Genomic DNA, 21,431 nt, shown 5'->3' with positions numbered 1-21,431 from the left:
ATGAAGCCTACGATCAAGATTTGTTTCGCCGGAATCGGCGTGCTGTTGTCGCTCGCCGCCTGCCACAGGAAAGAGCCGGAAGCGTCGCCGGCGAAGGAAGTCGCCTTCGTGCCGGCGGCGCTGATTCCTTCTGAAATCGACTGGCGCGAAGGCAATGTCGACGAGGCTTTCGCCGAGGCCAAAGAGAAAAATAAACCGGTACTGCTGTACTGGGGCGCGCGCTGGTGCCCGCCCTGCAACCAGCTGAAGGCGACGGTGTTCAAGCGTCCGGCCTTCATCCAGCAGACGCTGCAGTTCGTCGCCGTGCATCTTGACGGCGATTCACCGGGCGCGCAGCGCTGGGGCGAGTACTTCGGCATCGTCGGCTATCCGACGCTGATCGTGCTGCGCAGCGATCGCACCGAGCTGACGCGCATCTCCGGCGGCACCGACGTCGAGCAGTTCCCGAAAGTGCTGGCGATGGCACAGCGGCAGACCGCGACCGCGGCGGAACTGCGTGATCGCGCGCTAAAATCGCCGGACCAGCTGAGCGCCAACGACTGGATGCTGCTCGCCAATTACGGCTGGGATGTCGATCTCGATCGCCTGTCCGGAGCCGGGCAGGGCGCGCAGTTGCTGCAAAAGCTGGCGGACGCCTGCCCGGTAGACGCGCTGCGTCCACGCTTCGCGATCCTGGCGCTGGCGACTGCGGCACGCGAGGCCGACAAGCCCGCGACCGCACTGCCGGCCGGGCAGCAGGCCGCCGCGCAGACGCTGCTGCTGTCGGTGATGCAGGACCGTGCGCAGCTTCGGGCGAATCATGCCGAGCTGTCGTATGACGGAGCCACGATGATCGCGGCGGCGAGCGCCGCCGGGTCGGAGCCGCGGCGCCAGTTGAGCGAGGCGCTGACCCAGGCGATGGACCGCGTCTATGCCAACGACAACCTGCCGGTGCTGGACCGTCTCGATGCGGTCACCGCCGAGATCGATCTGGCGCATCTGCAGAGCGGCGAGAAAGCGCCGCTGCCGCCGGCGCTGATCGACAAGGTGCGCCGCCGTGCCGCCTGGGCCGATGCCCAGTCGAAGACGCCGTTCGAGCGTCAGGCGGTGATCAGCACCGCGGCCGATCTGCTGCAGACCGTCGGCGACAACGCGCAGGCCGAACAGATGCTGCTCGCCGAGTTGCCGAAGTCGCAGGCGCCGTACTACTACATGCCGCATCTTTCCGATCTCGCGAAAGAGCGCGGCGACAACAAGCAGGCCGCCGACTGGCTGCGCAAGGCTTACGATGCGTCCGACGGCCCCGCGACGCGCGCGCAATGGGGCGTCGCCTACGTCCGCGGGCTGATCGAACTCGAGCCCCAGGATGCGAGGACCATCGAGACCGCGACGACGCAGGTGATCGACGAGATTGCCGCGAATCCGGACAGCTACTACCAGCGCACGCGCATGCGTTTCGACAAGCTGGCGGTGTCGCTCAAGGGCTGGAGCGCGTCGAACCGGCAGGCGCCGGTGCTGCAGCGCCTGCGCACGCATATGGACGGCGTCTGCGGCAAGTTGCCGGCGGATTCCGAAGCGCTGGGCAGTTGCAAGAGCTGGCTGGCGTAGGTTGGGGTGAGCACCGCGAACCCCAACATTGCTGCGAACCGCTGTTGGGGTTCGCGGTGCTCACCCCAACCTACGAAAGCTGGCTAGCATATTCGGCAATCCCTTGCCGACGTGACATTAGTTGCGCGGCGCGGCGGCATCCGCTGCCGGCTTCTTTTTCTTCTTTTTCTTCTTGCCCGAATCGTCCGCTGTCTTGGCAGCGGCAGCCGGTGCCGCGCTGTCATCGGCGTTCTCGTCGAAGCCCAGATCCTCTTCCGGCGGATGGCCGTCGAATACCAGGCTCTGGCGGCGATCGAGATACGCGGAGCGTACGAACACGTACTTGTCGAGCTGTTCGTTCAGGACGTGATCGGAGCCGAGCAGGCGCGCGCGCGTGTCGACCAAGTCGGCTGCGTTGATCGCGATCGTCGCCGGCCAGGTGTTGAGCGAGTCGACATAGGTCGGGATCTGCGTCCAGTGATCGCCGACTTTGCCGAGCAGATCGCGATTGTCCGACGGCCCGAGCAGCGGCAGCATCAAATACCAGCCTTCACCGACGCCCCAGCGGCCGAAGGTCTGGCCGAGGTCTTCGTCATGGCGGACCACGCCCTGGCTGGTGGCGACGTCGATGAAGCCTGCCAGGCCGATCGTCGTATTCAACACGAAGCGTAGCGTGTCCTGGCCGCCCTGCACGAACTTGGCCTGCAGCAAGTCGTTGACGATCGTGGTCGGGTAGAACAGGTTGTCGAAGAAGTTGCTGACGCCCAGGCGCGCCACGTCCGGCACCACTTGGACATAGGCTTTCGCGACCGGACGTAGCACGTACTGATCGGCCTTGAGGTTGAAGTTGAAGATCGGCCGGTTGATTTTCTCCAGCGGATCAGCCGGGTCAAAGCTCGGCGAATGTGCACAAGCACCGAGACCCAGTACTAGGCCTACACACAGAAGCAATTTCCCCATCACAATCCCCTTTGCAGCTACTGCGCGCCGTTCAGGAAACGGCCACGACTTGATCCAGTTCAAAAAAATTCAGCAGGTTCTTGACCTGCTGATTGGCGTTGACGACCTTGAGCGATACGCCGCGCGTCTTGGCTCGACGCGTGCGCTCGATCAGGTAGGCGGCGCCGGCACTGTCGATGCGGGTACAGCGCGCCAGGTCCAGCGTGTCGTCGTCGGCAACGCTATCGAGCTCGCGCAGATGGCCGGCGAGCGTTGCAAATGTCAGCGGACCATCGACGACGGTGGCGCTCATTACGGCGAGCCGGCGGAGCCGCCGGCCTTCACCGGTGCGACCACCTGCTGGCCGCTCTCGAGCTTGGTGATCACCGCGTCGAGGCTGGACGTTTTCACCTGCGCTGCCACCTGGCTGCGGAAGTTGGTGACCAGAGAAATGTTCTCGACCTTGATGTCGTAGACCTTCCAGGCGTTGTCCTTCAGACGCATGTCGAAGGCCAGCGGAACCGGCGGACCGTCCTTGCGGATCAGGTTGGAATTGACCGTTGCCTTGGTCGCGTCGGCGGCCATCTGCGCCGGCTTGATCTCGGCCTTGACGCTGTCGTGATACTGCAGCAGCGCATCGGCGTACGAGCGGATCAGCATGTTCTTGAACGCGACTTCGAAGCGCTTGCGCTGGTCCGGTGTCGCGCTCTGCCAGTTGCGCGCCAGGATCAGCTGGGCGATGTACTGGGTGTCGAAGTACTCCAGTATCCGGGTATCGACCATCGAGTAGAACGCGCCCTTGTCGGACTGGTACTTGGCGTAGTTCTTCGAGATGTCGGACTGCAGCTCGTTGGACGCGGTGCGCACCACTTCGTCCGGGGCGGTGATCGCCAAGGCGACATTGCCGGCCATCACCGAACCGAGCACGAGAATGCCGGCGACCAGACGGGTGGCGGCGCGGAAAAGGAAAGGTTTCATGTTCATTTGACTCCAGGTGCGGCCGAATCCTTGGTTTTCAAGGAGTCCGCCAATTTTCCGATGGCGTCGGCCAGCGCGGTGTCCTTGGGGCCGGACTGGCTGGCCAGGAACTGGCCGATCAGGTTTTCCAGCACCAGCGCGCTCTGGGTGAGCGTGACCACGCTGCCGTCCTTGAGCACGTCGTCCGATCCGCCGGGCTCGACGCCGAGATATTGTTCGCCGAGCAGGCCCGCGGTCAGGATCTTGACGTTGGAGTCCTCCGGGATCTTGTTGAACTGCTGTGACAGGTCGATGCCGACATCGGCCTGAAAAGTCTTCTGGTTGATCTGGATCTCGCGCACCCGGCCGATCTTGACGCCGGCCATGGTCACCGCCGCACCGGCCTTGAGGCCGCCGATGTTGTCGAACGAGGCGGTGACGCGATAAGTCGGGCCCTTGCCGACGTTGTCGATGCTGGCCGCACGGAACGTCAGCACGAAAACGGCCGCAACGCCCAGGCAGACGAAGAAGCCCACCAGAATTTCCAAAGCTCTCGATTGCATGGATCTACCTATAGCTTAACGATGTGAGCAGGCGATTAATTGAACATGAATGCTGTCAGCATGAAGTCGAGCGCCAGGATCGCCAGCGACGACACCACTACGGTCGACGTCGTTGCACGCGATACCCCTTCGGCGTTCGGCGCTGCCGTGTACCCCTGATAGACCGCGATCCAGCTCACCGCAAAACCGAACACCGAGGCCTTGACCAGGCTGTCGCGGATGTCGCCTAAATCGACCGAGCCGCGGATCGCCGACCAGTAGCTGCCGGCATCCACTTTCAGCAGTTCGACGCCGACGGCGTGGCCGCCGGCAACGCCGATCGACATTACCGCGAAGATCATCGTCAGCAGTGGCATCGCGATCAGGCCGGCAATGAAGCGCGGCGCGATCACCCGCTCGATCGGATCGACGGCCATCATTTCCATCGCGGACAGCTGATCGGTGGCTTTCATCAGCCCGAGTTCGGCGGCCAGCGACGAACCTGCGCGGCCGGCGAACAGCAGCGCCGTGACCACCGGGCCAAGCTCGCGGATGATGGTCAGCGCGACGAACACGCCGAGTGATTCCGAAGCGCCGAAGCGCACCAGGGTGCGATAGCCCTGCAGCGCCAGCACCATGCCGATGAAGATGCCGGAGATCACGATAATGATCATCGACAGCTGGCCGAGCATGTACAGCTGGCGCACGATCAGCTGCGGCCGCAGCAGCGAGGCCGGGATCACCCGGAGTATCTGCAGCAGAAAGAACACCGAGCGGCCGAGTCCCGAAAGGAACTCGGTCAGCACCTTGACCGCCCCGCTCATTTTTTCGCTCCCATCAGTTCGTCGGCATAAGCCGGAGCCTTGTAGTGGAAAGCGATCGGGCCGTCCGGCTCGCCATTGAGGAACTGCCGGACGAAGGCCGACTCGCTGGAGCGGATTTCGTCGGCGGTGCCCTGGCCGAGCACCTTGCCGCCGGAAATCACGTAGGCGTAATCCGCGATCGACAGCACTTCCTTGATGTCGTGCGAGACGATGATCGAAGTCAGGCCCAGCGATTGGTTGAGTGTGCGGATCAGCTTGATCAGCACCGCCATGCTGATCGGGTCCTGGCCGGTGAACGGCTCGTCGTACATGACCATGTCGGGATCGAGCGAGATCGCGCGGGCCAGCGCCACGCGGCGCGCCATGCCGCCCGAGAGTTCTTCCGGATACAGGTCGCGGGCGCCGCGCAGGCCAACCGCCTGCAGCTTCATCAGCACGATGTCGCGCACCAGATTCTCGGGAATCCCGGCGTGCTCGCGCAGCGGATAGGCGACGTTTTCGAAGACCGTCAGATCGGTCAGCAAGGCGCCGTTCTGGAACAGCATGCCCATGCGCTTGCGCAGATCGTATAGCGGCTTGCGGCCGAGCTTGTGCACGTCGGTGCCATCGAACTCGATGGTGCCGGCCGAGGGCCGCCACTGGCCGCCGATCAGGCGCAGCAAGGTGGTCTTGCCGGTGCCGGACGGGCCGAGGATGGCGGTGACCTTGCCGCGTGCGATATCGATGTCGATACCGTTGTAGATGACACGCTGGCCTTGGCGGAAGTGCAGTCCGCGGCAACGCACCAGCACGTCCTCAGGGACATCCTTTGTCGCTGTTGTCGGGTTCATCGCTTAGACAATACGTCCGGAGGCGGGCAACGGTTGCGCTGTGCGCATGTCGGCCCGGGCGGCGTATTGTATGGGCAAATAATTAGGACTGTCTGAGGGTTGGACTGCGATGAACCCTGAAGTTGCGCACAAAAGCCAGACTCGGGCGCTCGCCGTCGTATTGTCGGCCCTGCTCGCGGCCTGCTCGGCAGCACCTAAGAATCGGTCGCCAGACCCGCAGGCCGCGGTCGCCAGCAGCAAGCCGTGCAAGACCACACGCAACATGCAATCGCCCGGGCCGCAGCCGGTTTCGCGTCCACCGCGCTGCGCCGGCAGCTTCGATGCCGGCAAGCTGCCGGCGACCGCGATCGCACCGATCATCATCGGGCACTGATCAGTCGGCCATCGAGCCGCCGTCTGGCCTTTGTTGCGCTGATTTACGCTATGTGGTGCACGTGTAACCGAGCGTGCGGACCAGGTTTTCCTGCAGATCCGCGCGAACCTTCGCGATCCCGGGGCCGCCCAAGGCCCGCACCTGAGTTACCTGCAGGCCTTCATAGCCGCAGGGATTGATCCGGCCGAAAGGCGCAAGGTCCATGTCGGTGTTCAGCGCGAGCCCGTGATAGCTGCAGCCGCGGCTGATGCGCAGCCCCAGTGAGGCGATCTTGTGGCGCACTTGGCCGATGTCGACATACACGCCGGGGGCCTTGGGATCGGCATAGGCCGTGATGCCGTAGCCGGCCAGTGTGTCGATCAGCGCGTTCTCGATCCGCGACACCAGGGTGCGGATGCCGTAGCCGGCGCGATGCAGGTTCAGCAGCACGTAGACGACGATCTGGCCGGGGCCGTGATACGTGACCTGGCCGCCGCGATTGCTGCGAATCACCGGGATGTCGCCGGCCATCAATACATGCTCGTCGCGCCCGGCCTGGCCCTGGGTGAATACCGCCGGATGCTGCAGAAACCACAGCTCGTCCGGAGTGTCGTCGTCGCGGGTTTCGGTGAACGCCCGCATTTGCGCGAGCGTCGCCGCGTAATCCGACAAGCCTTCCAGGACCCGCAGCCGCGGGCCCATCGGAAGCGGCTCGCTATTGCCCACCGGCCCACCACAGCCGCACGGTATCGACCGCTCGGGTGAACAGGCCGCCCTCGGCGACCGCCTTCAGCGCGACCAGCGGCTCGTTGCGGATCAGCCGGCCGTCGAGCGTGATCGCGATGGTGCCGACGACCTGGCCCGGCGCGATCGGTGCGATCGCCTGCTGGGTGATCTTGGGCTCCATCCTGACGCGGTCCTTGGCGCCGCGCGGCAGGCTCAGCGACACCGGCTGCAGGGTGCCGACCTGCACCGTGTCCTGCTCGCCCTTGTAGGCCGGCACGGTCGCGACCGGGTTGGCCGGGCCGAGCAGCGGCACCATTTCGTAGAAGCGGAAGCCGTAGTTCAGCAGCTCGAGGCTGGCCTGTTCGCGATAGGCCCAGGTTTTGGCGCCCATCACCGCCGAAATCAGGCGGCGGCCGGTGCGCTGCGACGAAGACAGCAGGCAATAGCCGGCCGAGCTGGTATGGCCGGTCTTGATGCCGTCGACACTCGGGTCCTTGATCAGCAGGCCGTTACGGTTCTCCTGCGGGTGCGCAATCTTGTACTGGAAGGAGCGCTCCGCGTAGATCTTGTAGTCCTGCGGAAAGTCGCGGATCAGCGCGCGGCCGAGCATCGCCAGATCGCGGGCGGTGGTGTAGTGCTCCGGATCGGGCAGGCCGCTGGCGTCGACGAAGTGAGTGTTCTTCAGGCCGAGTTTGGCCGCGTACTGGTTCATCAGCTCGGCGAAAGCGGACTCGCTGCCGGCGATGTGTTCGGCCAGCGCGATGCTCGCGTCATTGCCCGAGGCGATGATGATGCCGCGCAGCAGATCAATGATCTTCACGCGGCTGCCGACGTCGAGGAACATCCGCGACTCACTTGAGTCGATACCCTGTTTCCAGGCTTTCTCGGAAATCAGCGCCTCGTCTTCGTAGTGCAGGCGGCCGCGCTTGATCTCGTCGAAGGCGACATAAGTGGTCATCACCTTGGTGATGCTGGCCGGCTCGACACGCGCGTCGGGGTCCTTGGACGCCAGCAGATCGCCGCTGGCGAAATCGATCAGTGCATAGGACTTGGCGTCGATAGCCGGCGGCTCGGGGATCTTGTCGAGCTGAGCGTGAGCCTGCAGCGAGGCCAGCAGCAGTGCGGCGCCAAAAGCATGCTTCTTCAGAAATGTCTTCATTGATCTGGATCGGGAACCTGGATCGTGTTGGGTTGAGGCGCCCTGCGTGGATCGGGGGCGCGCGCAGTTTAGCTCAGCGGCTGACCGCCTCCGCGGCCAGGCCAGCGCTGAGCAGGCGGTTGCGGGTTGCGACCAGCGAGTCCTGGTCCGAGAACGGGCCGACCAGCACGCGGTGGATAGCATCGCCGTTGTAGGTGCCGGTGCGGATCTCGATGTCGTTGATGCCGAGCTTGTTGATCTCGGTCTTCAGCGATACCGCGTTGATCGGGTCCGAATACGCGGCGACCTGCAGATAATTGGGCTGCGACGGCACTGGCGGCGGCAGCTCGAGTTTGCCCGGCGGCGGCGGCAGATCTTCGCCCGGCGTCAGCGCCTCGAGTTCTACCATCGCCGGCCCGCCGAGCAGGCCGAGCTTGGCCGCGGCCGCATAGGACAGGTCGATGATGCGCGAGGAATGGAACGGCCCGCGATCGTTGATGCGCACGACGATGCTCTGGCCGTTGGTGATGTTGGTGACCCGCGCGAAGGTCGGCAGCGGCAGGGTCTTGTGCGCGGCGGTGAGCTTGAACATGTCGAAGGGTTCGCCGCTCGAGGTCTTGCGGCCCTGGAACTTGCGGCCGTACCAGGAGGCGAGGCCGGTTTCGCGGAAGCCGCGCGCGGAATCCAGCGTCTTGTAGGTGTCGCCCAAGGCCTCGTAGCTCGGCGGATTGCCGTAGGGGCTCCTGGGCTCGGCGCGCGGCACGGGCTCCGGGACGTCCATCAGGTTCGGCGGGATCTCGGAGGCCGTCGGTGGCCCGTCGGCGCCCGGCGTCACGACCACCCTCACCGGCGTGCGGTGAGGGGCGGACGAGCGCGGAGCCGGGCCGTTGGCGCAGGCGCTGAGCAGGGCGATTAGCAGCACTGCGCTGCCGGTTGAGAACCAAGCTCCGTTCATTGAGTGTCGGGGTCGAGCTTGGCCGCTTCGGTCGCCATCGCCGAGGCCAGCCGGCTGACGGTCATCGCGTAGTAGACGCGCGGGTTGTAGCTCATCACCGAATAAAAGTTGGGCAGGCCGATCCAGTATTCCTTGTCGGTGGTGCCGCCGGGGTCGAGCTGCAGCTCGATCAGGCCGACGGCCAGATTCGCCGGCAGACGCGCGGAGGGCTCGACGCCGGCGCTGCGCAGCTGCGCAACCGTATAGCCGACGTTCTTGGTATTGACCGCAATCGTGCCCGGCAGCGGCCGGGTCAGCTTCGCCGGTACGATCAGCGGCTCACCGCGGTGCCATCGCAGCTCGGGCTTGTAATCGATGAAGTAATGCGCGATCGAGCCGATCGCGTCGGCGGCGCTCCACAGGTCGCGCCGGCCGTCGCCGTCGAAATCCACCGCCAGCCGGCGGTAATTGCTCGGCATGAACTGCGCCCAGCCCATCGCGCCGGCATAGGAGCCTTTGGGCTGCGTCGGCGGGAAGCCGAAATCGCGGCAGAACACGAAATACTGCTCCAGCTCCTCGAAGAAAAACTTCGAGCGCGTCGGATGATCGAAGCCCTGCGTCGCCAGCGCATCGAGCACGCGCGCATTGCCGGTGAAGCGGCCGAAGTTGGTCTCGAGCCCGAGGACGCCGGCGATCACCGGGCCGGGCACGCCGTATTCGGTTTCGGCACGATCCAGCAGCGCGCGGTTGTCGTGGATGAATTGCGCGCCGCGACGAATGCGCAGCGCGTCGACGCGCTTGGCCGAGTACACGGTCCAGGTTTCGGTGCGTTCCGGCGCTTTTTGCTCGGCTTCGATCAGGCTCGGGATCGTTTGCGCGTCGATCAGCGCGACGCGAACGGAGTCGATGTCGGCAGCAGAGAAACCATGTTCGCTCTGCAGCGCGGCGTACAGAGCCTGCGCTCTGGGGTGCTTGGAATAATCGGCTCCCGCGGGGCCTGCCATGGCCAGGAGTCCGAGCGTGAGCAGTCCCTTGCCTAGCAGCCTGTCGGACTTGGCAAGATCTACTGCGGCTTCGGCCCGCTGCGCCCAAGCTGCGGGCGCCCTCGTCAAATATGACTCGATATTCTCCTCCGTCGCCCGCAGCTTGGACACAGCGGGCCAAACCCTCGCTACGATCTCCCAAGTCCGACGGGCTGCTAGTACCTTCCCTAGTGTCGGCCGCATCAGCTCGCCAGTAGTTTTCTATGAGTTTGTATGGACATCAGCATACCGAAGCCAGCCAGCAGGCTCACCGTCGAGGTGCCGCCATAGCTCACCAGCGGCAGCGGCACGCCGACCACCGGCAGCAGGCCGATCACCATGCCCATGTTGATGAAAATGTAGATGAAAAACGTCATGCCCAGGGCGCCCGCGAGCAATCGCTGGAAAGTGTCCTGGGCGCGCACCGCGATGTACAGGCAGCGGCCGACGATCGCCAGATAAAGACCGATCAGAAACAGCACGCCCATCAGCCCCAGCTCTTCGGAATACACCGCGAAAATGAAGTCGGTGTGCGACTCGGGCAGGAAGTCGAGCTTGGCCTGGGTGCCGTTGAGCCAGCCCTTGCCGAACAGGCCGCCGGAGCCGATCGCGATCTTGCTCTGGGTGATGTGGTAGCCGGTGCCGAGCGGATCGGTTTCCGGGTCGAGAAAAGTCAGCACGCGCTGGCGTTGGTAGTCGTGCAGGCGCGTCCACAGCACCGGCAGTGCGGCGCCGATCGCCGCCAGTGCGCCGAGGATCCAGCGATAGCCGAGGCCGCCGAAATACAGCGCGAAGCCGCCGGCGGCGACGATCAGCAGCGCGGTACCGAGATCGGGCTGCACCGCGATCAGCACGGTCGGCAAGCCGATCAGGGCCAGCGTGATCGCGATCGTCGACACGTTCGGCGGCAGCGGCCGGCCGTGCAGAAAGCTGGCGACGCACAGCGGCATTGCCAGCTTCATGAACTCGGCCGGCTGAAACCGCACCACGCCGAAATCCAGCCAGCGCTGGGCCCCTTTGGCGTGATCGCCCAACAGCAGCGTCAATATCAGCAGCACCGTCGCCATCGAGTAGAACCAGGGCGCGATGGCGCGGTACATCTCCGGCGTGGCCTGCGCGGCGGCCGCCATCACGCCCAGGCCGAGCAACAGGCGTTCGGACTGGTTCATCACCGTCGGCATCGAGTGGCCGGAGGCGGAATACAGCACGATCAGGCCGAGCGCACTGACACTGGCCAGCAGCATCATCAGCCACAGGTCCAGGTGCAGGCGCCCGAACCAGTCCGCCAGGCCCTGCTGCTGTGGCCGCGACGAGGTCAGCGGTTGGAAGAGCGGATTCATGTCGGGTTCAATTGTCCTCGGTGTCCGGCAGCTCGGCATCGGGCGGCGCGGCTTGCTGCGGGATGGCCACTGCCGGCACCGGTGCGGCGGGCACCGCGACCGCCGGGGCTGGTGTGCCGGGCGCTCGATAGCGGATCTCGCCGAGAAGGTACTGGTCCATGATCTGCCGTGCCACTGGCGCGGCGACCGAGGCGCCGTGTCCGCCGTGCTCGGCGATGACGCCGATCGCGATTTGCGGGTTGTCGGCGGGCGCGAACGCGATGAACAGCGCATGGTCGCGCAAATGCATCGGCAGCGATTCCTGGGTCGGCGCGACTTTCTCGTCCTGCTTGAGGCCGGCGACCTGGGCCGAGCCGGTCTTGCCGGCGACGGTGTAGGGCGCGTCCTTGAACGTCGCGAACGCGGTGCCGCCCTGGACCTGGGTCACCTGCTGCATCGCGTGGACCACGGTTTCCCAGTCGGCTTTGTGGCGGTTCTGGATCGCCGGCAGCGGTTCCAGCGCGATGGCATCGGTTGCCAGCGAGATCGGGTCCTGGGTCGCGCGCACCAGGTGCGGTTTGAAGCCGTCGCCGCGCATCGCCATGCGCGCGGTGATCTGCGTCAGCTGCAGCGGCGTTACCGTCAGATAACCCTGGCCGATGCCGACGTTGAGCGTCTCGCCCGGGTACCAGCTTTCCTTGCGCATGCGCTGCTTCCATTCGCGCGAAGGCAGCAGGCCGGCCTTTTCCAGCGGCAGGTCGACGTCGGTGGCGCGGCCCAGGCCGAACTGGTCCAGGAAGCCCTGGATGCGGTCGATGCCGAGATTGATCGCGACGTTGTAGAAGTAAATGTCGCAGGAGCGCGCGACGCCGGCTGCCATGTCCAGCGAGCCATGGCCGTGGCGCTTCCAGCAGCGGTACTTGCGCGACGAGCCCGGCAGCGACATCTGGCCGTTGCAGACTTCGCGGTGATTGGCGTCGATCACCTCGTATTCCAGGCCGGCCAGCGCCATGAACGGCTTGATCGTCGATCCGGGCGGATAGGTGCCCTGCAGCGCGCGGTTGTACAGCGGCCGGTTCGGGTCGTCCAGCAGCGTCTTGTAGGTCTTGCCGTCGATGCCCTCGCCGAACAGGTGCGGGTTGAAGCCGGGTTTGGACACCAGCGCGATGATCTCGCCGTTCTGCGGATTGATCGCCACGACCGCGCCGTTGTAGTCGCCCAGCGCCTGCTCGGCGACCATCTGCACTTTCGCGTCCAGCGTCAGGATCAGATTGCGGCCGGGCTTGCCCTGCTGGTAGTCGAGTTCGCGCAATGGACGGCCGTAGGCGTTGGCCTCGATCACCTTGGCACCAGGCTCGCCGCGCAGCAGGTCCTCGTGCGATTTCTCGACGCCGACCTTGCCGATCTGCGACAGGCCGCGGAACGCCGGCTCCGGCGCCTTGCGCAGCTCGTCCTCGGTGATGCCGCCGACATAGCCGACCACGTGCGCGGCGGTGTCGCCGAGCGGATAGCTGCGGGTCAGGCCGGCGGTGACGTCGACGCCGTCGAAGTCGTAGCGGTTGATCTCGAATTTGGCGACTTCCTCCAGGCTCAGGTTGGTGCGCAGCGGCACCGCGCGGTAGCGCGGCGTCTTGCGCACGCGCTCCTTGAACCGGGCGACGTCGATGTCGTCCAGCCGCACCAGCTTGGCCAGGCGTTGCAGCGTATCGTCGAGCTGCTTGACCTCTTCGGGCACCAGTTCGAGCACGAAGGCCGGCGTGTTCTGCGCCAGTACCGCGCCGTTGCGGTCGTAGATCAGGCCGCGCACCGGCGCTACCGCCGACAGCCGCATGCGGTTTTCGTCGGCCCGTGTCGAGTAATAGGTCTGCTGCAGGACCTGCAGATCGAACAGCCGGAAGCTCAGAGTCGCCGCCAGCAGCAGCGCCACGCAGGCGGCGACGACGGTGCGCGCCGCGAAGGTCTCCTTCTCGCGGTGAAGGTCCTTGAGCTTGTCGTGCCGGCTCATTCCCCGGCTTATTCCTGGCTGCGCTGACGGCGCCGCAGATAGCTATCCAGCAACACAAAAATCAGCGGCCAGAACAACGCCGTCGAGGCTACCGGCAGCCAGCGCAGCCAGGGATCGGCCTGGTGCTTGGCGACACCGTCGATCCAGAACATCAGGAACGCGTAGATCAGCCAGACCGGCAGCAGCGCCACCGTCGACTGCCACAGCGGGAACAGGATGAACAAGCTGCGCAGCTTGATCACGATGTAGATGCACAGCACACAGGCCAGCGCGTGCTGTCCGAGGATCGAGTCGAACAGCACGTCGAGCATGATGCCGAACAGGAACGAGGCGATCAGCGTCGGCAGCCGCGGATCCTGCAGCGCCCAGAACGCCAGTACCAGTGGCACCCACAGCGGCCGCACTGCGGCGATGCTGTCGGGCAGCACGACCATCTGCAGGAACAAGGCGGCGAACAGGCTCAGCCAGAAAGCCAGGTGGGGCACGCGCCTCATCAGGGCTTGGTCGGTTTGGCTGCAGCAGGCGCGGGTGTGACCGTCGGCTTGGGCATCGTGGCCGGCTTCTTGACCTCGGTCTCGGCCGCCGCCGGGCCCGGTACGCTGACGATGGTTTCGGCATCGTCAGTGTGATCCTCGCTCCAGACCAGCAGCGCCTGGCGGCCCTGGTTGAGCCTGGCGGTCGGGTAGGCGAGCGCCTCGGCGAAGTGCTCGCCGGGGTTGTGCTTGATCTCGAACACCTGCGCGACCGGATAGCCGGCCGGAAAACGTCCACCGAGAGCCGAAGACACCAGCAGGTCACCCTTCTGGATGTCGGCATTGCCGGGCAGGAACGGCAGCCGCAGCGCCTGGCCGTCGCCGACGCCGAGCGCGATCGTCTGCAGGCCGGTGCGATTGATCTCCACCGGGATGCCGTGGTCGGGATCGGTGATCAGCAGCGCGACCGAGGTGGTTGGATTGACCTGGATGATCTGGCCCATCACACCGCTCGCATCGACCAGGGCCTGGCCACGATAGACCCGGTCGCGGGCGCCCTTGTTGAGCGTGATCTGGTGACGGTAGGGATCCTGATTGACCGCGACGATCTCGGTGATCAGCACGTTTTCCTGCAGGTTTTTGGCAGAGGCCAGCAATTCGCGGATCCGGCGGTTTTCCGCCTCCAGCGCTTCGAACTTCTGCAGCTTGGCCTCGAGCTGGAATTGCCGGTCGTGCAGCCGCTTGTTTTCGGCGGCGAGCTGGTCACGGCTGTCGAGGTAGTCGCCGGCGTCGGTCAGATGCTCGGGCAGGGATGCCACCCACAGCACCGGAGACAGCGCCAGGGCCAGCGTGGACCGCAGCGATTCGAGTTTCGGCGTCCGAAAATCGAAGTAGATCAGGGTTCCGCAGATGATCAGCAGGCTCAGGGCGCGTAGCCCCAGCCCCGGTCCGCGGGGGAATAGAGGGTCGCGATGGTCGACGCTCAGGGTGTTCAAAGCTCGCGCCTTCCGAAACTATTTACAACGTTATATCACGAGCGACGCGGCTTGGGCATCGCCTTTCGGCGGTAAAACGGGCTTAAGCTGACAGCTCAGTCAAGGCTGTAGAAGTCACCCTGGCGGTCGAGCATGTCCAGCACCATGCCGCCGCCGCGGGCGACGCAGGTCAGCGGGTCGTCGGCGATGATCACCGGCAGGCCGGTTTCCTCGCTGATCAGCTTGTCGAGGTCGCGCAGCAGCGCGCCGCCGCCGGTCAGCACGATGCCGCGCTCGGCGACGTCGGAGCCGAGTTCCGGCGGGGTGCGCTCCAGGGCCTGCTTCACGGCCTTGACGATACCGGCCAGCGGTTCCTGAAGAGCATCCAGGATCTCATTGGAATTCATCGTGAAATTGCGCGGTACGCCGGCTGCCAGATGGCGCCCGACGACGTCGATTTCGGTGACTTCGTGGCCCGGGAAAGCGGTACCGATTTCCTGCTTGATGCGCTCGGCCGTGGCCTCGCCGATCAGCATGTTGTACTGGCGGCGCACGTAGCTGACGATCGCCTCGTCGAACTTGTCGCCACCGATACGCACCGATTCGGCGTAGACGATGCCGTTCAGCGAGATCACCGCGACTTCCGAGGTGCCGCCGCCGATGTCGACGACCATCGAGCCCTTGGCGTCGCCGATCGGGATGCCGGCGCCGAGCGCGGCGGCGATCGGCTCCTCAATGACGTAGACCTTGCGTGCGCCGGCGTTCTCGACCGACTCGCGGATCGCGCGGCGTTCCACCTGGGTCGAGCCGTAGGGCACGCAGACCACCACGCGGGTCATCGGCCGCATCATCCGGCCTTTCTGCACCTTGCGGATGAAGTGCTGCAGCATCTTCTCGGTGACTGTGTAGTCGGCGATGACGCCGTCGCGCAGCGGCCGGATGGTGGTGATGTTGGTCGGCGTGCGGCCGAGCATCTTCTTGGCGTCGATGCCGACCGCCTCGATTTTTTTGGCGCCACGCGAATCCAGGCGAATCGCGACCACCGAAGGCTCGTTCAGGACGATGCCTTCGTCGCGGACGTAGATCAGGGTATTGGCGGTGCCAAGGTCGATGGAGAGATCGTTGATGAACAGGCGGCGAAGGGCGTCGAACATCGGCAAGTTTGGCTGGGGTAGGCAGTGAAACGGGGATTTTATGGGCTCATACCGGCATCGAGGCGGATACGAGGACGCATCAGATTTTGGTGTCGCTTTCGATTGATCGAGTGTCGATCAAGTAAGATTGCGACGATCGCCACTATAAACGATTTCTTCCGCAGACCAACATGAGCCTGACCGCCGATCAAATACGCCAAGTGGCCCATCTCGCACGGCTGGAACTCAAGCCCGAGATGACGGACGCCTACGCGCGCCAACTGTCCAACATCATGGCAATGGTCGGGCAGTTGTCCCAGGCCGACACCTCGAACGTGCTGCCGATGGCTCATCCGCTGGATATGTACCAGCGGCTGCGCCTGGATGCGGTGACCGAGCCGAATGAGCGCGAAGCGTTCCAGACCATTGCGCCGGCGACCGAGAATGGTCTTTACCTGGTTCCGAAAGTCCTCGACTAGAAAGTGTTATTGCGGACTGCTGCGCACTCCGCAATAACTCGACGGATTCAAGCGGCGGAGCCGCTTAATCCGTCGGCGGGCCGGGACTGACCTCGTCAATTTGGAGTTACTGGTTTTTCTATGCACAAGCTGAGTATCAAACAGTTGTCGGACGGGCTGCACGGCAAGCAGTTTTCGTCGCGTGAGCTGACCCAGTTCTATCTGGGCCGCATCGCCCGCTACGAGCCGTCTCTGAACAGCCTGATCACCACCACCGCCGACCGCGCTCTGGCCCAGGCCGACGCGGCCGACGCGGTAATCGCCGCCGGCACGGCCGGCCCGCTGACCGGCGTGCCGCTGATCCAGAAGGACATCTTTTGCACGAAGGGCGTGCGCACCTCCTGCGCGTCGAAGATGCTCGACAAGTTCATCGCGCCCTACGACGCGACGATCGTGCAGAAGCTCGACGCCGCCGGCATGGTCATGCTCGGCAAGGCCAACATGGACGAGTTCGCGATGGGCTCGTCCAACGAAACCAGCTGGTATGGCCCGGTCAAGAACCCCTGGGATCTGGAGCGTGTACCGGGCGGATCGTCCGGCGGCTCGGTCGCCGCGGTCGCCGCGGGCCTGGCGCCGGTTGCCACGGCCACCGACACCGGCGGCTCGATCCGCCAGCCTGCCGCATTGACCAACCTGACCGGCATCAAGCCGACTTATGGCCGCGTATCCCGCTACGGCATGATCGCGTTCGCCTCGTCGCTGGACCAGGGCGGTGTCGTTGCCCGCTCGGCCGAGGACGCGGCCATCGTGCTGCAGGCGATGTCGGGCTTCGATCCCCGCGATTCGACCAGCGTCGATCGGCCGGTCGACGACTACGTCGCGGCGCTCGGCAACTCGATCAAGGGCCTGCGCATCGGTCTGCCCAAGGAGTATTTCGCCGAAGGCTTGGCGCCGTCGTCACGGGCTCGCATCGAGCAGGCGATCGAGGTGTTCAAGAAGCTCGGCGCGAGCTTCACCGAAGTGTCGCTGCCGAATTCGCCGCTGTCGGTGCCGACCTATTACGTCGTCGCGCCGGCCGAAGCCAGCTCGAATCTGTCGCGCTTCGACGGCGTGCGTTTCGGCCATCGCTCCGAGACGGCGCGCACGCTGGAGGAGTTGTACAAGCGCAGCCGCGGCGAAGGCTTCGGCGCGGAAGTGCAGCGCCGCATCATGATCGGCACCTATGTGCTGAGCCACGGCTATTACGATGCATATTATCTTCAGGCGCAGAAAGTCCGCCGGCTGATCTACGAGGATTTCAGGCGCGCGTTCGAGTCGGTCGATCTGCTGCTGAGCCCGACCGCGACCGATACCGCGTTCAAGTTCGGAACCAACGCCGACGATCCGGTGGCGATGTATCTGAACGACATCTACACGATTGCCGCGAATCTGGCCGGTATCCCGGCGATGTCGCTGTCCTGCGGCTTCGCCGATGGGCTGCCGGTCGGTCTGCAGCTGATGGGCAATTTCTTCGACGAATCGCGCATGCTGAACGCGGCGCACCAGTATCAGCAGGCGACGGACTGGCACCTGCGCTCACCGAAAGGTTTCGAGTAAGCCGAGCCAGGCCCGGAACATCCCTGTTGGCTGCGCCGCGGTTGGCGGCCGGCGGGTGCCGGGGCGTACTATTTGCAGGAGAGAGCCGCTTTCTCCCTGTGGAGGTTTCCATGTTTCCTGCGCTAGCCCAATCCGATCCCGGATCGCCTCGCCCGCTGCGCTTCAGCGTCGATGAATACCTGCGCATGGCCGATAACGGCGTGCTGCCGGAGGACCGGCGCGTGGAGCTACTGGAAGGGGAGATTCTGGAAATGTCGCCAACGGGTATTCCGCATTCGGCCCGTGTTCGCCGGCTGACGCGAGAGCTATTTGCCGCGATCGCGGATCGCGCCGTCATTCAAATTCAGGACCCGATCCGCATCGGCACGCATTCCATGCCTGAGCCGGACGTTGCGGTGCTCCAGGGGCCGGCGGAACGCTATGACGAGCGCTATCCGGAAGCCTCGGACGTGCTGCTGGTGATCGAAGTTGCCGACTCCTCGCTGCGGTATGACCGCGAACGCAAGGGGCGCATCTACGCCGAAGCCGGCATTGCCGAATACTGGCTGGTGGATGTGCAAACCGCTCGCGTCGAGCAGCACTCGCAGCCTTCGTCTTCCGGCTACCGCTTGATCCGCATCGTGCCACGCGAGGCGGACATCGAGTCGCTTTCGGTTCCGGCCTTACGCATTTCGGTGGCCAGCTTCCTGCCGTCGCATCCTGTGGCCTGAACAGCCTTCGACGAATCGCGCATGCTCAACGCCGCGCACCAGGATCAGCAGGCCAGCGACTGGCACATGCCTTCGCCGAAGGGATTCGAGTAGCCAGGCCGATTCGGACGGTTGGGCCGCGTCACATCCGTTGGTGTCGCGGAACCTGCTGCACCTTCAAACACCCGTAAACGGATTCCGGATCGTGAGTCCGCCGATCACTTGGCCGTCCTGCAAGTCTTCCGAATACAGCGTGCCGCATCCGGTTTCGAGTGCTGCCGCGACGACCAGGGAATCGTAGATGCGGTAGCCGTACTGCCTTGCGATCTTCAGCGCGGCTTCGTGCGTCTCGATGGTCAGCGGGACGGGCGGCAGACAAAGCGTCCGGATCGCCGCCAGGGATTCCAGAACCTCTTCCCAGGGCATTGCCAGCTTGCGCAAGGCGACCGCCACGAACTCATTGAGGATCTGCACGCTGATCGTACCGCCACCAGCGAGCAAGGCTTCTGCGGCCTCGTTGCGAGGATCGCCTTGGGCGAAAGCGTAAATCAGGATGTTGGTGTCGAAGAACGCCTTAGCGCTCATGCGCTTCTTCGCGATCGAACTTGAAGCCGGGGGGCAGCGGCCGGCGCAGCTTGCGGATTCGCTCCAGCGCCGCCTGCCGGCTGTTATCGCGGCTGACCTCGAACGAGCGTGTGCCCGCAACGTGAATCTCGATCTGGTCGCCTTCCTTGAGCGCGAGCGCCTCGACCACCGCGGCGGGGAGGCGCACCGCCAGACTATTGCCCCACTTGGCTACCTGCATTTCCGCGCTCAAAGATATACGAATGATTTGTATATCTTAACGGCAGGTCGCAACCCGAACAAGCAAAGGTCCGCCGTCAGCCTCCATCAATTCCTGCAGCGCCGCGCGGGATATTGGATTGGCCAAGCGCGCCTGCGGCTGGCAGGCACCAACCGATATGCGATAGAGATGCTTCCAATGCCCCAGACATCCTGCTGCGACTACTGGCCGCCAAAGCCGCCACCGGCCTCAGTCGTTTCGACGATCTACAAGCGCGTTCGCTGGGGGACGTTAGTCTTAGCGGCAGTCTTAGCGGCGCAGCGAACGAATGACGCGGCGGGGAAGCGCGTCGTGGATCGCTCCATATTGGAGGTCACCCGTTATAAAAACTTGAATCGCGCCAAATCCCAAAGTAACGCCGGAACCGCTACCGGCCACCCCATAAATATTTTCCATTTCATGCGCGCAATATCGCCGACGCTCGCTTCATGCCAGTTCCAGCCGAGGCCACGGTTTGTGCTAAGCAGCGCAGTCACGTGACGGGTCAGCACCCAAGCGCATATCCAGTACACAAGGAATGACACCGGGAAACGCAGCGTCACCGATAGCGCCAGCGACACGAACCAGACCACCAGTGCAACCAAATAGGGGGCAAGGAAATCGCGAACGCGATAGCCAACCGTTGGTCTCTGCACTCCATGACCGCTGCACTGGCGACCACGGCCACCGCGACCGTGTCGATGCGGTGACGGGCGCAGAGAACTGTTCACCATGGTAGCGCTCCCGGTAACAGGGGGCACTGAGATATGGATTGCGCATCTGATTGGACGATCCGCGCTAACTGCAGGCAATCGGCGCCGATCAGTATGTTGCCGTCGATTACGCGATTGGCCCCGGTATGGAGCCGCCAGGCGCTATTGTGGGCAAATCCGAGGCTCACTATCTCGATGTTGTCCCGGAATGCGCGCACGCCCCGTGCAAGATCGAGCGCCAGGTCACCGTCACCAGTGCCTGCGACGACCAAGTCGTAGGACATGGTCGCCAACAACACGCCGGCGACGAACAGGAGGTCGTTGTCGCAGTTGCTCTTGCGCTCCATGCCACGAACGGTTTTGACGTACTCAACTTCGCGCGCATGAGTGTGGTAGCCGTGCCCTTCAAGCTCGTCGCCGCGACCGGAGTCATTCGGCTTGCGAGCGAAAAAAGCGTGCAGATCGGCGGAGCCAAGCTTGGCTTTCAGGAGGGATGCAAGCGTTCCGAATGAAAGTTCGTAGCCGGCCGTTTTGGCGCCACAATGCAAGTTGGCGACGTCGAGCAGGATTAGGGCGCGCTTGTTGGGCAAGATGTCCAGAGGCCCGGTGGTCAACGGGATGACAATGTGCGAGGAGCCTTGAAACAAGGCACGGTGGCCGCTTGCGCGGCCACCGTGAACGTTGAGGCTGGGATACATCGTCGCTCGCCCTCTTATGCGTGGTTGTTGGCAAACCAGCGCACCAAATGGCTGGCCGCTTCGCTCACCTGCTGGAGCTTGGTTTTCCCGCCGGCGTCCTCGTACATGCTCCCGCTGTAGTCTATGGCCAAGCACATCACCGCAGGCCGGCCGCGCGACTGGTTGACCACTGTGCGGCCCACCTCCGTGAGCGCATTCCCAAGCTGGCGGAGATCATTGATCAGCATCACCTTTCCGCCCGTCGGGTGCGTGATCTTCCCCAACTGCTCGCCGTGGAAGCCGCGACCCATGGCCAAACCGTGGATGGTGACACCGGCACGCCGCGCTTGCTCCACCACCGCCGGCAGCTGAGCAAGCTCCTCGTTCGCATGGCCGTCGGTCAGGCACACGATGGTTTTTTCCGCCGAGGGGCGCTCCTGCAACAGCTTCAGGCCCAGACGAATGCCGGCGGTGAGGTTGGTGCTGCCCCCGCTGATGCACTTGCGCTGGGGCAAGCTCATCACGCGCTGTGCGAGCTGCGGATCATGCGGTCCGGCGTGACGGCTGATGACAAACGCCTGAGTGCCGTAGCCAACCATCGCGATTTCGTAGCGCCGCTTGCTGTGCTTCGCCTTCGGCGGACTGCGATACTGATGAGGCTTGGCGGGCTCAGGGCGCGCCGAGGTAAGGGCGTATAACGCTTTCAGAAATGGGTTGAGATTGACAGTTGACATGATTGAA

General features: G+C 64.3%; 25 protein-coding genes. 5 read left to right on the top strand and 20 right to left on the bottom strand.

The genetic code is table 11. The features are described 5' to 3' along the window. Positions 1-1,587 carry a thioredoxin family protein gene (locus JWQ90_RS17430; protein ID WP_299696269.1) on the top strand — a complete coding sequence of 529 codons (1,587 nt, stop codon included), beginning with the start codon at positions 1-3 and terminating at the stop codon, positions 1,585-1,587. 117 nt (positions 1,588-1,704) lie between these two features. On the opposite strand, the gene JWQ90_RS17425 is transcribed toward JWQ90_RS17430, so the two are convergent. The 6 genes from JWQ90_RS17425 to JWQ90_RS17400 are packed head-to-tail and all read right to left on the bottom strand — an operon-like array spanning position 1,705 to position 5,658. Further along, on the bottom strand, positions 1,705-2,526 hold the full coding sequence (locus JWQ90_RS17425; RefSeq protein WP_299696268.1) for a VacJ family lipoprotein: 822 nt from the start codon (positions 2,524-2,526) through the stop codon (positions 1,705-1,707). Between the two features lie 31 nt (positions 2,527-2,557). Next, positions 2,558-2,818, bottom strand: coding sequence for an STAS domain-containing protein (locus JWQ90_RS17420; protein ID WP_299696267.1), 261 nt, complete (start codon positions 2,816-2,818; stop codon positions 2,558-2,560). Then, positions 2,818-3,483: a phospholipid-binding protein MlaC gene (locus JWQ90_RS17415; protein ID WP_299696266.1), complete on the bottom strand. Its 666-nt coding sequence runs from the start codon at positions 3,481-3,483 to the stop codon at positions 2,818-2,820. Before JWQ90_RS17415 ends, JWQ90_RS17420 begins: the two co-directional genes overlap by 1 nt. A 2-nt stretch (positions 3,484-3,485) precedes the next feature. Beyond that, on the bottom strand, positions 3,486-4,025 hold the full coding sequence (gene mlaD, locus JWQ90_RS17410; protein ID WP_299696265.1) for an outer membrane lipid asymmetry maintenance protein MlaD: 540 nt from the start codon (positions 4,023-4,025) through the stop codon (positions 3,486-3,488). Between the two features lie 35 nt (positions 4,026-4,060). Further along, positions 4,061-4,828, bottom strand: a complete 768-nt coding sequence (gene mlaE, locus JWQ90_RS17405; RefSeq protein ID WP_299696264.1) for a lipid asymmetry maintenance ABC transporter permease subunit MlaE — start codon at positions 4,826-4,828, stop codon at positions 4,061-4,063. Then, entirely contained in the window at positions 4,825-5,658 is an 834-nt protein-coding gene (locus JWQ90_RS17400; protein ID WP_299696263.1) for an ABC transporter ATP-binding protein, read from the bottom strand. Before JWQ90_RS17400 ends, mlaE begins: the two co-directional genes overlap by 4 nt. Positions 5,659-5,767: 109 nt before the next feature. On the opposite strand from JWQ90_RS17400, the gene JWQ90_RS17395 reads away from it, so the two are divergent. Further along, positions 5,768-6,031, top strand: coding sequence for a hypothetical protein (locus JWQ90_RS17395; RefSeq protein ID WP_299696262.1), 264 nt, complete (start codon positions 5,768-5,770; stop codon positions 6,029-6,031). 48 nt (positions 6,032-6,079) lie between these two features. Here the strand turns inward: JWQ90_RS17395 and lipB are convergent, their stop codons facing one another. The 9 genes from lipB to JWQ90_RS17350 all read right to left on the bottom strand — a co-directional run bounded on the left by lipB (position 6,080) and on the right by JWQ90_RS17350 (position 15,755). Continuing rightward, positions 6,080-6,712 carry a lipoyl(octanoyl) transferase LipB gene (gene lipB / locus JWQ90_RS17390; protein ID WP_299696261.1) on the bottom strand — a complete coding sequence of 211 codons (633 nt, stop codon included), beginning with the start codon at positions 6,710-6,712 and terminating at the stop codon, positions 6,080-6,082. A 13-nt stretch (positions 6,713-6,725) separates the two neighbouring features. Next, positions 6,726-7,895, bottom strand: coding sequence for a D-alanyl-D-alanine carboxypeptidase family protein (locus JWQ90_RS17385; protein ID WP_299696260.1), 1,170 nt, complete (start codon positions 7,893-7,895; stop codon positions 6,726-6,728). 73 nt (positions 7,896-7,968) lie between these two features. Next, positions 7,969-8,829, bottom strand: a complete 861-nt coding sequence (locus tag JWQ90_RS17380; protein WP_299696259.1) for a septal ring lytic transglycosylase RlpA family protein — start codon at positions 8,827-8,829, stop codon at positions 7,969-7,971. Then, on the bottom strand, positions 8,826-9,812 hold the full coding sequence (locus JWQ90_RS17375; RefSeq protein WP_299696258.1) for a lytic transglycosylase domain-containing protein: 987 nt from the start codon (positions 9,810-9,812) through the stop codon (positions 8,826-8,828). The genes JWQ90_RS17380 and JWQ90_RS17375 overlap by 4 nt, the downstream gene beginning before the upstream one ends. Before the next feature lie 221 nt (positions 9,813-10,033). Then, a complete protein-coding gene (gene rodA, locus JWQ90_RS17370; protein ID WP_299696257.1) occupies positions 10,034-11,170 on the bottom strand; it encodes a rod shape-determining protein RodA in 1,137 nt (378 codons plus the stop codon). A 7-nt stretch (positions 11,171-11,177) separates the two neighbouring features. Beyond that, positions 11,178-13,154, bottom strand: coding sequence for a penicillin-binding protein 2 (gene mrdA / locus JWQ90_RS17365; RefSeq protein WP_299696256.1), 1,977 nt, complete (start codon positions 13,152-13,154; stop codon positions 11,178-11,180). An 8-nt stretch (positions 13,155-13,162) separates the two neighbouring features. After that, the gene (gene mreD, locus JWQ90_RS17360) at positions 13,163-13,639 is read right to left on the bottom strand and encodes a rod shape-determining protein MreD (protein ID WP_299696255.1); all 477 of its coding nucleotides are present in this window, start codon (positions 13,637-13,639) and stop codon (positions 13,163-13,165) included. Between the two features lie 8 nt (positions 13,640-13,647). Next, complete coding sequence (gene mreC, locus JWQ90_RS17355; protein ID WP_299696254.1) at positions 13,648-14,622, bottom strand: rod shape-determining protein MreC; 975 nt, start codon at positions 14,620-14,622, stop codon at positions 13,648-13,650. 95 nt (positions 14,623-14,717) lie between these two features. Continuing rightward, positions 14,718-15,755 (bottom strand): rod shape-determining protein, encoded by a 1,038-nt coding sequence (locus JWQ90_RS17350; RefSeq protein WP_299696253.1) that lies wholly within the window; start codon positions 15,753-15,755, stop codon positions 14,718-14,720. A 170-nt stretch (positions 15,756-15,925) separates the two neighbouring features. Here JWQ90_RS17350 and gatC point away from each other — a divergent pair, with 170 nt between their 5' ends. The 3 genes from gatC (at position 15,926) to JWQ90_RS17335 (ending at position 18,498) form a co-directional block, all read left to right on the top strand. Continuing rightward, a complete protein-coding gene (gatC, locus tag JWQ90_RS17345; RefSeq protein ID WP_299696252.1) occupies positions 15,926-16,213 on the top strand; it encodes an Asp-tRNA(Asn)/Glu-tRNA(Gln) amidotransferase subunit GatC in 288 nt (95 codons plus the stop codon). Between the two features lie 120 nt (positions 16,214-16,333). Next, the gene (gene gatA, locus JWQ90_RS17340) at positions 16,334-17,788 is read left to right on the top strand and encodes an Asp-tRNA(Asn)/Glu-tRNA(Gln) amidotransferase subunit GatA (RefSeq protein ID WP_299696251.1); all 1,455 of its coding nucleotides are present in this window, start codon (positions 16,334-16,336) and stop codon (positions 17,786-17,788) included. Positions 17,789-17,898: 110 nt separating this feature from the next. After that, positions 17,899-18,498 (top strand): Uma2 family endonuclease, encoded by a 600-nt coding sequence (locus tag JWQ90_RS17335; RefSeq protein WP_299696372.1) that lies wholly within the window; start codon positions 17,899-17,901, stop codon positions 18,496-18,498. A gap of 156 nt (positions 18,499-18,654) precedes the next feature. Here JWQ90_RS17335 and JWQ90_RS17330 read toward each other — a convergent pair whose 3' ends face one another. The 5 genes from JWQ90_RS17330 to JWQ90_RS17310 form a co-directional block, all read right to left on the bottom strand. Then, positions 18,655-19,062 carry a PIN domain-containing protein gene (locus JWQ90_RS17330; RefSeq protein ID WP_299696250.1) on the bottom strand — a complete coding sequence of 136 codons (408 nt, stop codon included), beginning with the start codon at positions 19,060-19,062 and terminating at the stop codon, positions 18,655-18,657. After that, on the bottom strand, positions 19,052-19,282 hold the full coding sequence (locus JWQ90_RS17325; RefSeq protein WP_299696249.1) for an AbrB/MazE/SpoVT family DNA-binding domain-containing protein: 231 nt from the start codon (positions 19,280-19,282) through the stop codon (positions 19,052-19,054). The genes JWQ90_RS17330 and JWQ90_RS17325 overlap by 11 nt, the downstream gene beginning before the upstream one ends. Positions 19,283-19,641: 359 nt before the next feature. Then, the gene (locus tag JWQ90_RS17320) at positions 19,642-20,034 is read right to left on the bottom strand and encodes a hypothetical protein (protein ID WP_299696248.1); all 393 of its coding nucleotides are present in this window, start codon (positions 20,032-20,034) and stop codon (positions 19,642-19,644) included. Next, positions 20,028-20,711: a hypothetical protein gene (locus JWQ90_RS17315; protein WP_299696247.1), complete on the bottom strand. Its 684-nt coding sequence runs from the start codon at positions 20,709-20,711 to the stop codon at positions 20,028-20,030. The genes JWQ90_RS17320 and JWQ90_RS17315 overlap by 7 nt, the downstream gene beginning before the upstream one ends. Before the next feature lie 14 nt (positions 20,712-20,725). Next, on the bottom strand, positions 20,726-21,424 hold the full coding sequence (locus JWQ90_RS17310) for a vWA domain-containing protein (protein WP_299696246.1): 699 nt from the start codon (positions 21,422-21,424) through the stop codon (positions 20,726-20,728). Positions 21,425-21,431: the final 7 nt, after the last annotated feature.

The organism is Hydrocarboniphaga sp. (assembly GCF_028291725.1).
Classification (GTDB): domain Bacteria; phylum Pseudomonadota; class Gammaproteobacteria; order Nevskiales; family Nevskiaceae; genus Hydrocarboniphaga.
This window is presented reverse-complemented; position numbering and strand designations above follow the sequence as displayed.

What these genes read in the sequence shown, in the direction of transcription:
- JWQ90_RS17430 (WP_299696269.1), top strand. Translation starts at nt 1, where the DNA reads ATGAAGCCTACGATCAAGATTTGTTTCGCCGGAATCGGCGTGCTGTTG.
- JWQ90_RS17425 (WP_299696268.1), bottom strand. Translation starts at nt 2,526, where the DNA reads ATGGGGAAATTGCTTCTGTGTGTAGGCCTAGTACTGGGTCTCGGTGCT.
- JWQ90_RS17420 (WP_299696267.1), bottom strand. Translation starts at nt 2,818, where the DNA reads ATGAGCGCCACCGTCGTCGATGGTCCGCTGACATTTGCAACGCTCGCC.
- JWQ90_RS17415 (WP_299696266.1), bottom strand. Translation starts at nt 3,483, where the DNA reads ATGAAACCTTTCCTTTTCCGCGCCGCCACCCGTCTGGTCGCCGGCATT.
- mlaD (WP_299696265.1), bottom strand. Translation starts at nt 4,025, where the DNA reads ATGCAATCGAGAGCTTTGGAAATTCTGGTGGGCTTCTTCGTCTGCCTG.
- mlaE (WP_299696264.1), bottom strand. Translation starts at nt 4,828, where the DNA reads ATGAGCGGGGCGGTCAAGGTGCTGACCGAGTTCCTTTCGGGACTCGGC.
- JWQ90_RS17400 (WP_299696263.1), bottom strand. Translation starts at nt 5,658, where the DNA reads ATGAACCCGACAACAGCGACAAAGGATGTCCCTGAGGACGTGCTGGTG.
- JWQ90_RS17395 (WP_299696262.1), top strand. Translation starts at nt 5,768, where the DNA reads ATGAACCCTGAAGTTGCGCACAAAAGCCAGACTCGGGCGCTCGCCGTC.
- lipB (WP_299696261.1), bottom strand. Translation starts at nt 6,712, where the DNA reads ATGGGCCCGCGGCTGCGGGTCCTGGAAGGCTTGTCGGATTACGCGGCG.
- JWQ90_RS17385 (WP_299696260.1), bottom strand. Translation starts at nt 7,895, where the DNA reads ATGAAGACATTTCTGAAGAAGCATGCTTTTGGCGCCGCACTGCTGCTG.
- JWQ90_RS17380 (WP_299696259.1), bottom strand. Translation starts at nt 8,829, where the DNA reads ATGAACGGAGCTTGGTTCTCAACCGGCAGCGCAGTGCTGCTAATCGCC.
- JWQ90_RS17375 (WP_299696258.1), bottom strand. Translation starts at nt 9,812, where the DNA reads ATGGCAGGCCCCGCGGGAGCCGATTATTCCAAGCACCCCAGAGCGCAG.
- rodA (WP_299696257.1), bottom strand. Translation starts at nt 11,170, where the DNA reads ATGAATCCGCTCTTCCAACCGCTGACCTCGTCGCGGCCACAGCAGCAG.
- mrdA (WP_299696256.1), bottom strand. Translation starts at nt 13,154, where the DNA reads ATGAGCCGGCACGACAAGCTCAAGGACCTTCACCGCGAGAAGGAGACC.
- JWQ90_RS17350 (WP_299696253.1), bottom strand. Translation starts at nt 15,755, where the DNA reads ATGTTCGACGCCCTTCGCCGCCTGTTCATCAACGATCTCTCCATCGAC.
- gatC (WP_299696252.1), top strand. Translation starts at nt 15,926, where the DNA reads ATGAGCCTGACCGCCGATCAAATACGCCAAGTGGCCCATCTCGCACGG.
- gatA (WP_299696251.1), top strand. Translation starts at nt 16,334, where the DNA reads ATGCACAAGCTGAGTATCAAACAGTTGTCGGACGGGCTGCACGGCAAG.
- JWQ90_RS17335 (WP_299696372.1), top strand. Translation starts at nt 17,899, where the DNA reads ATGTTTCCTGCGCTAGCCCAATCCGATCCCGGATCGCCTCGCCCGCTG.
- JWQ90_RS17330 (WP_299696250.1), bottom strand. Translation starts at nt 19,062, where the DNA reads ATGAGCGCTAAGGCGTTCTTCGACACCAACATCCTGATTTACGCTTTC.
- JWQ90_RS17325 (WP_299696249.1), bottom strand. Translation starts at nt 19,282, where the DNA reads ATGCAGGTAGCCAAGTGGGGCAATAGTCTGGCGGTGCGCCTCCCCGCC.
- JWQ90_RS17320 (WP_299696248.1), bottom strand. Translation starts at nt 20,034, where the DNA reads ATGGTGAACAGTTCTCTGCGCCCGTCACCGCATCGACACGGTCGCGGT.
- JWQ90_RS17315 (WP_299696247.1), bottom strand. Translation starts at nt 20,711, where the DNA reads ATGTATCCCAGCCTCAACGTTCACGGTGGCCGCGCAAGCGGCCACCGT.
- JWQ90_RS17310 (WP_299696246.1), bottom strand. Translation starts at nt 21,424, where the DNA reads ATGTCAACTGTCAATCTCAACCCATTTCTGAAAGCGTTATACGCCCTT.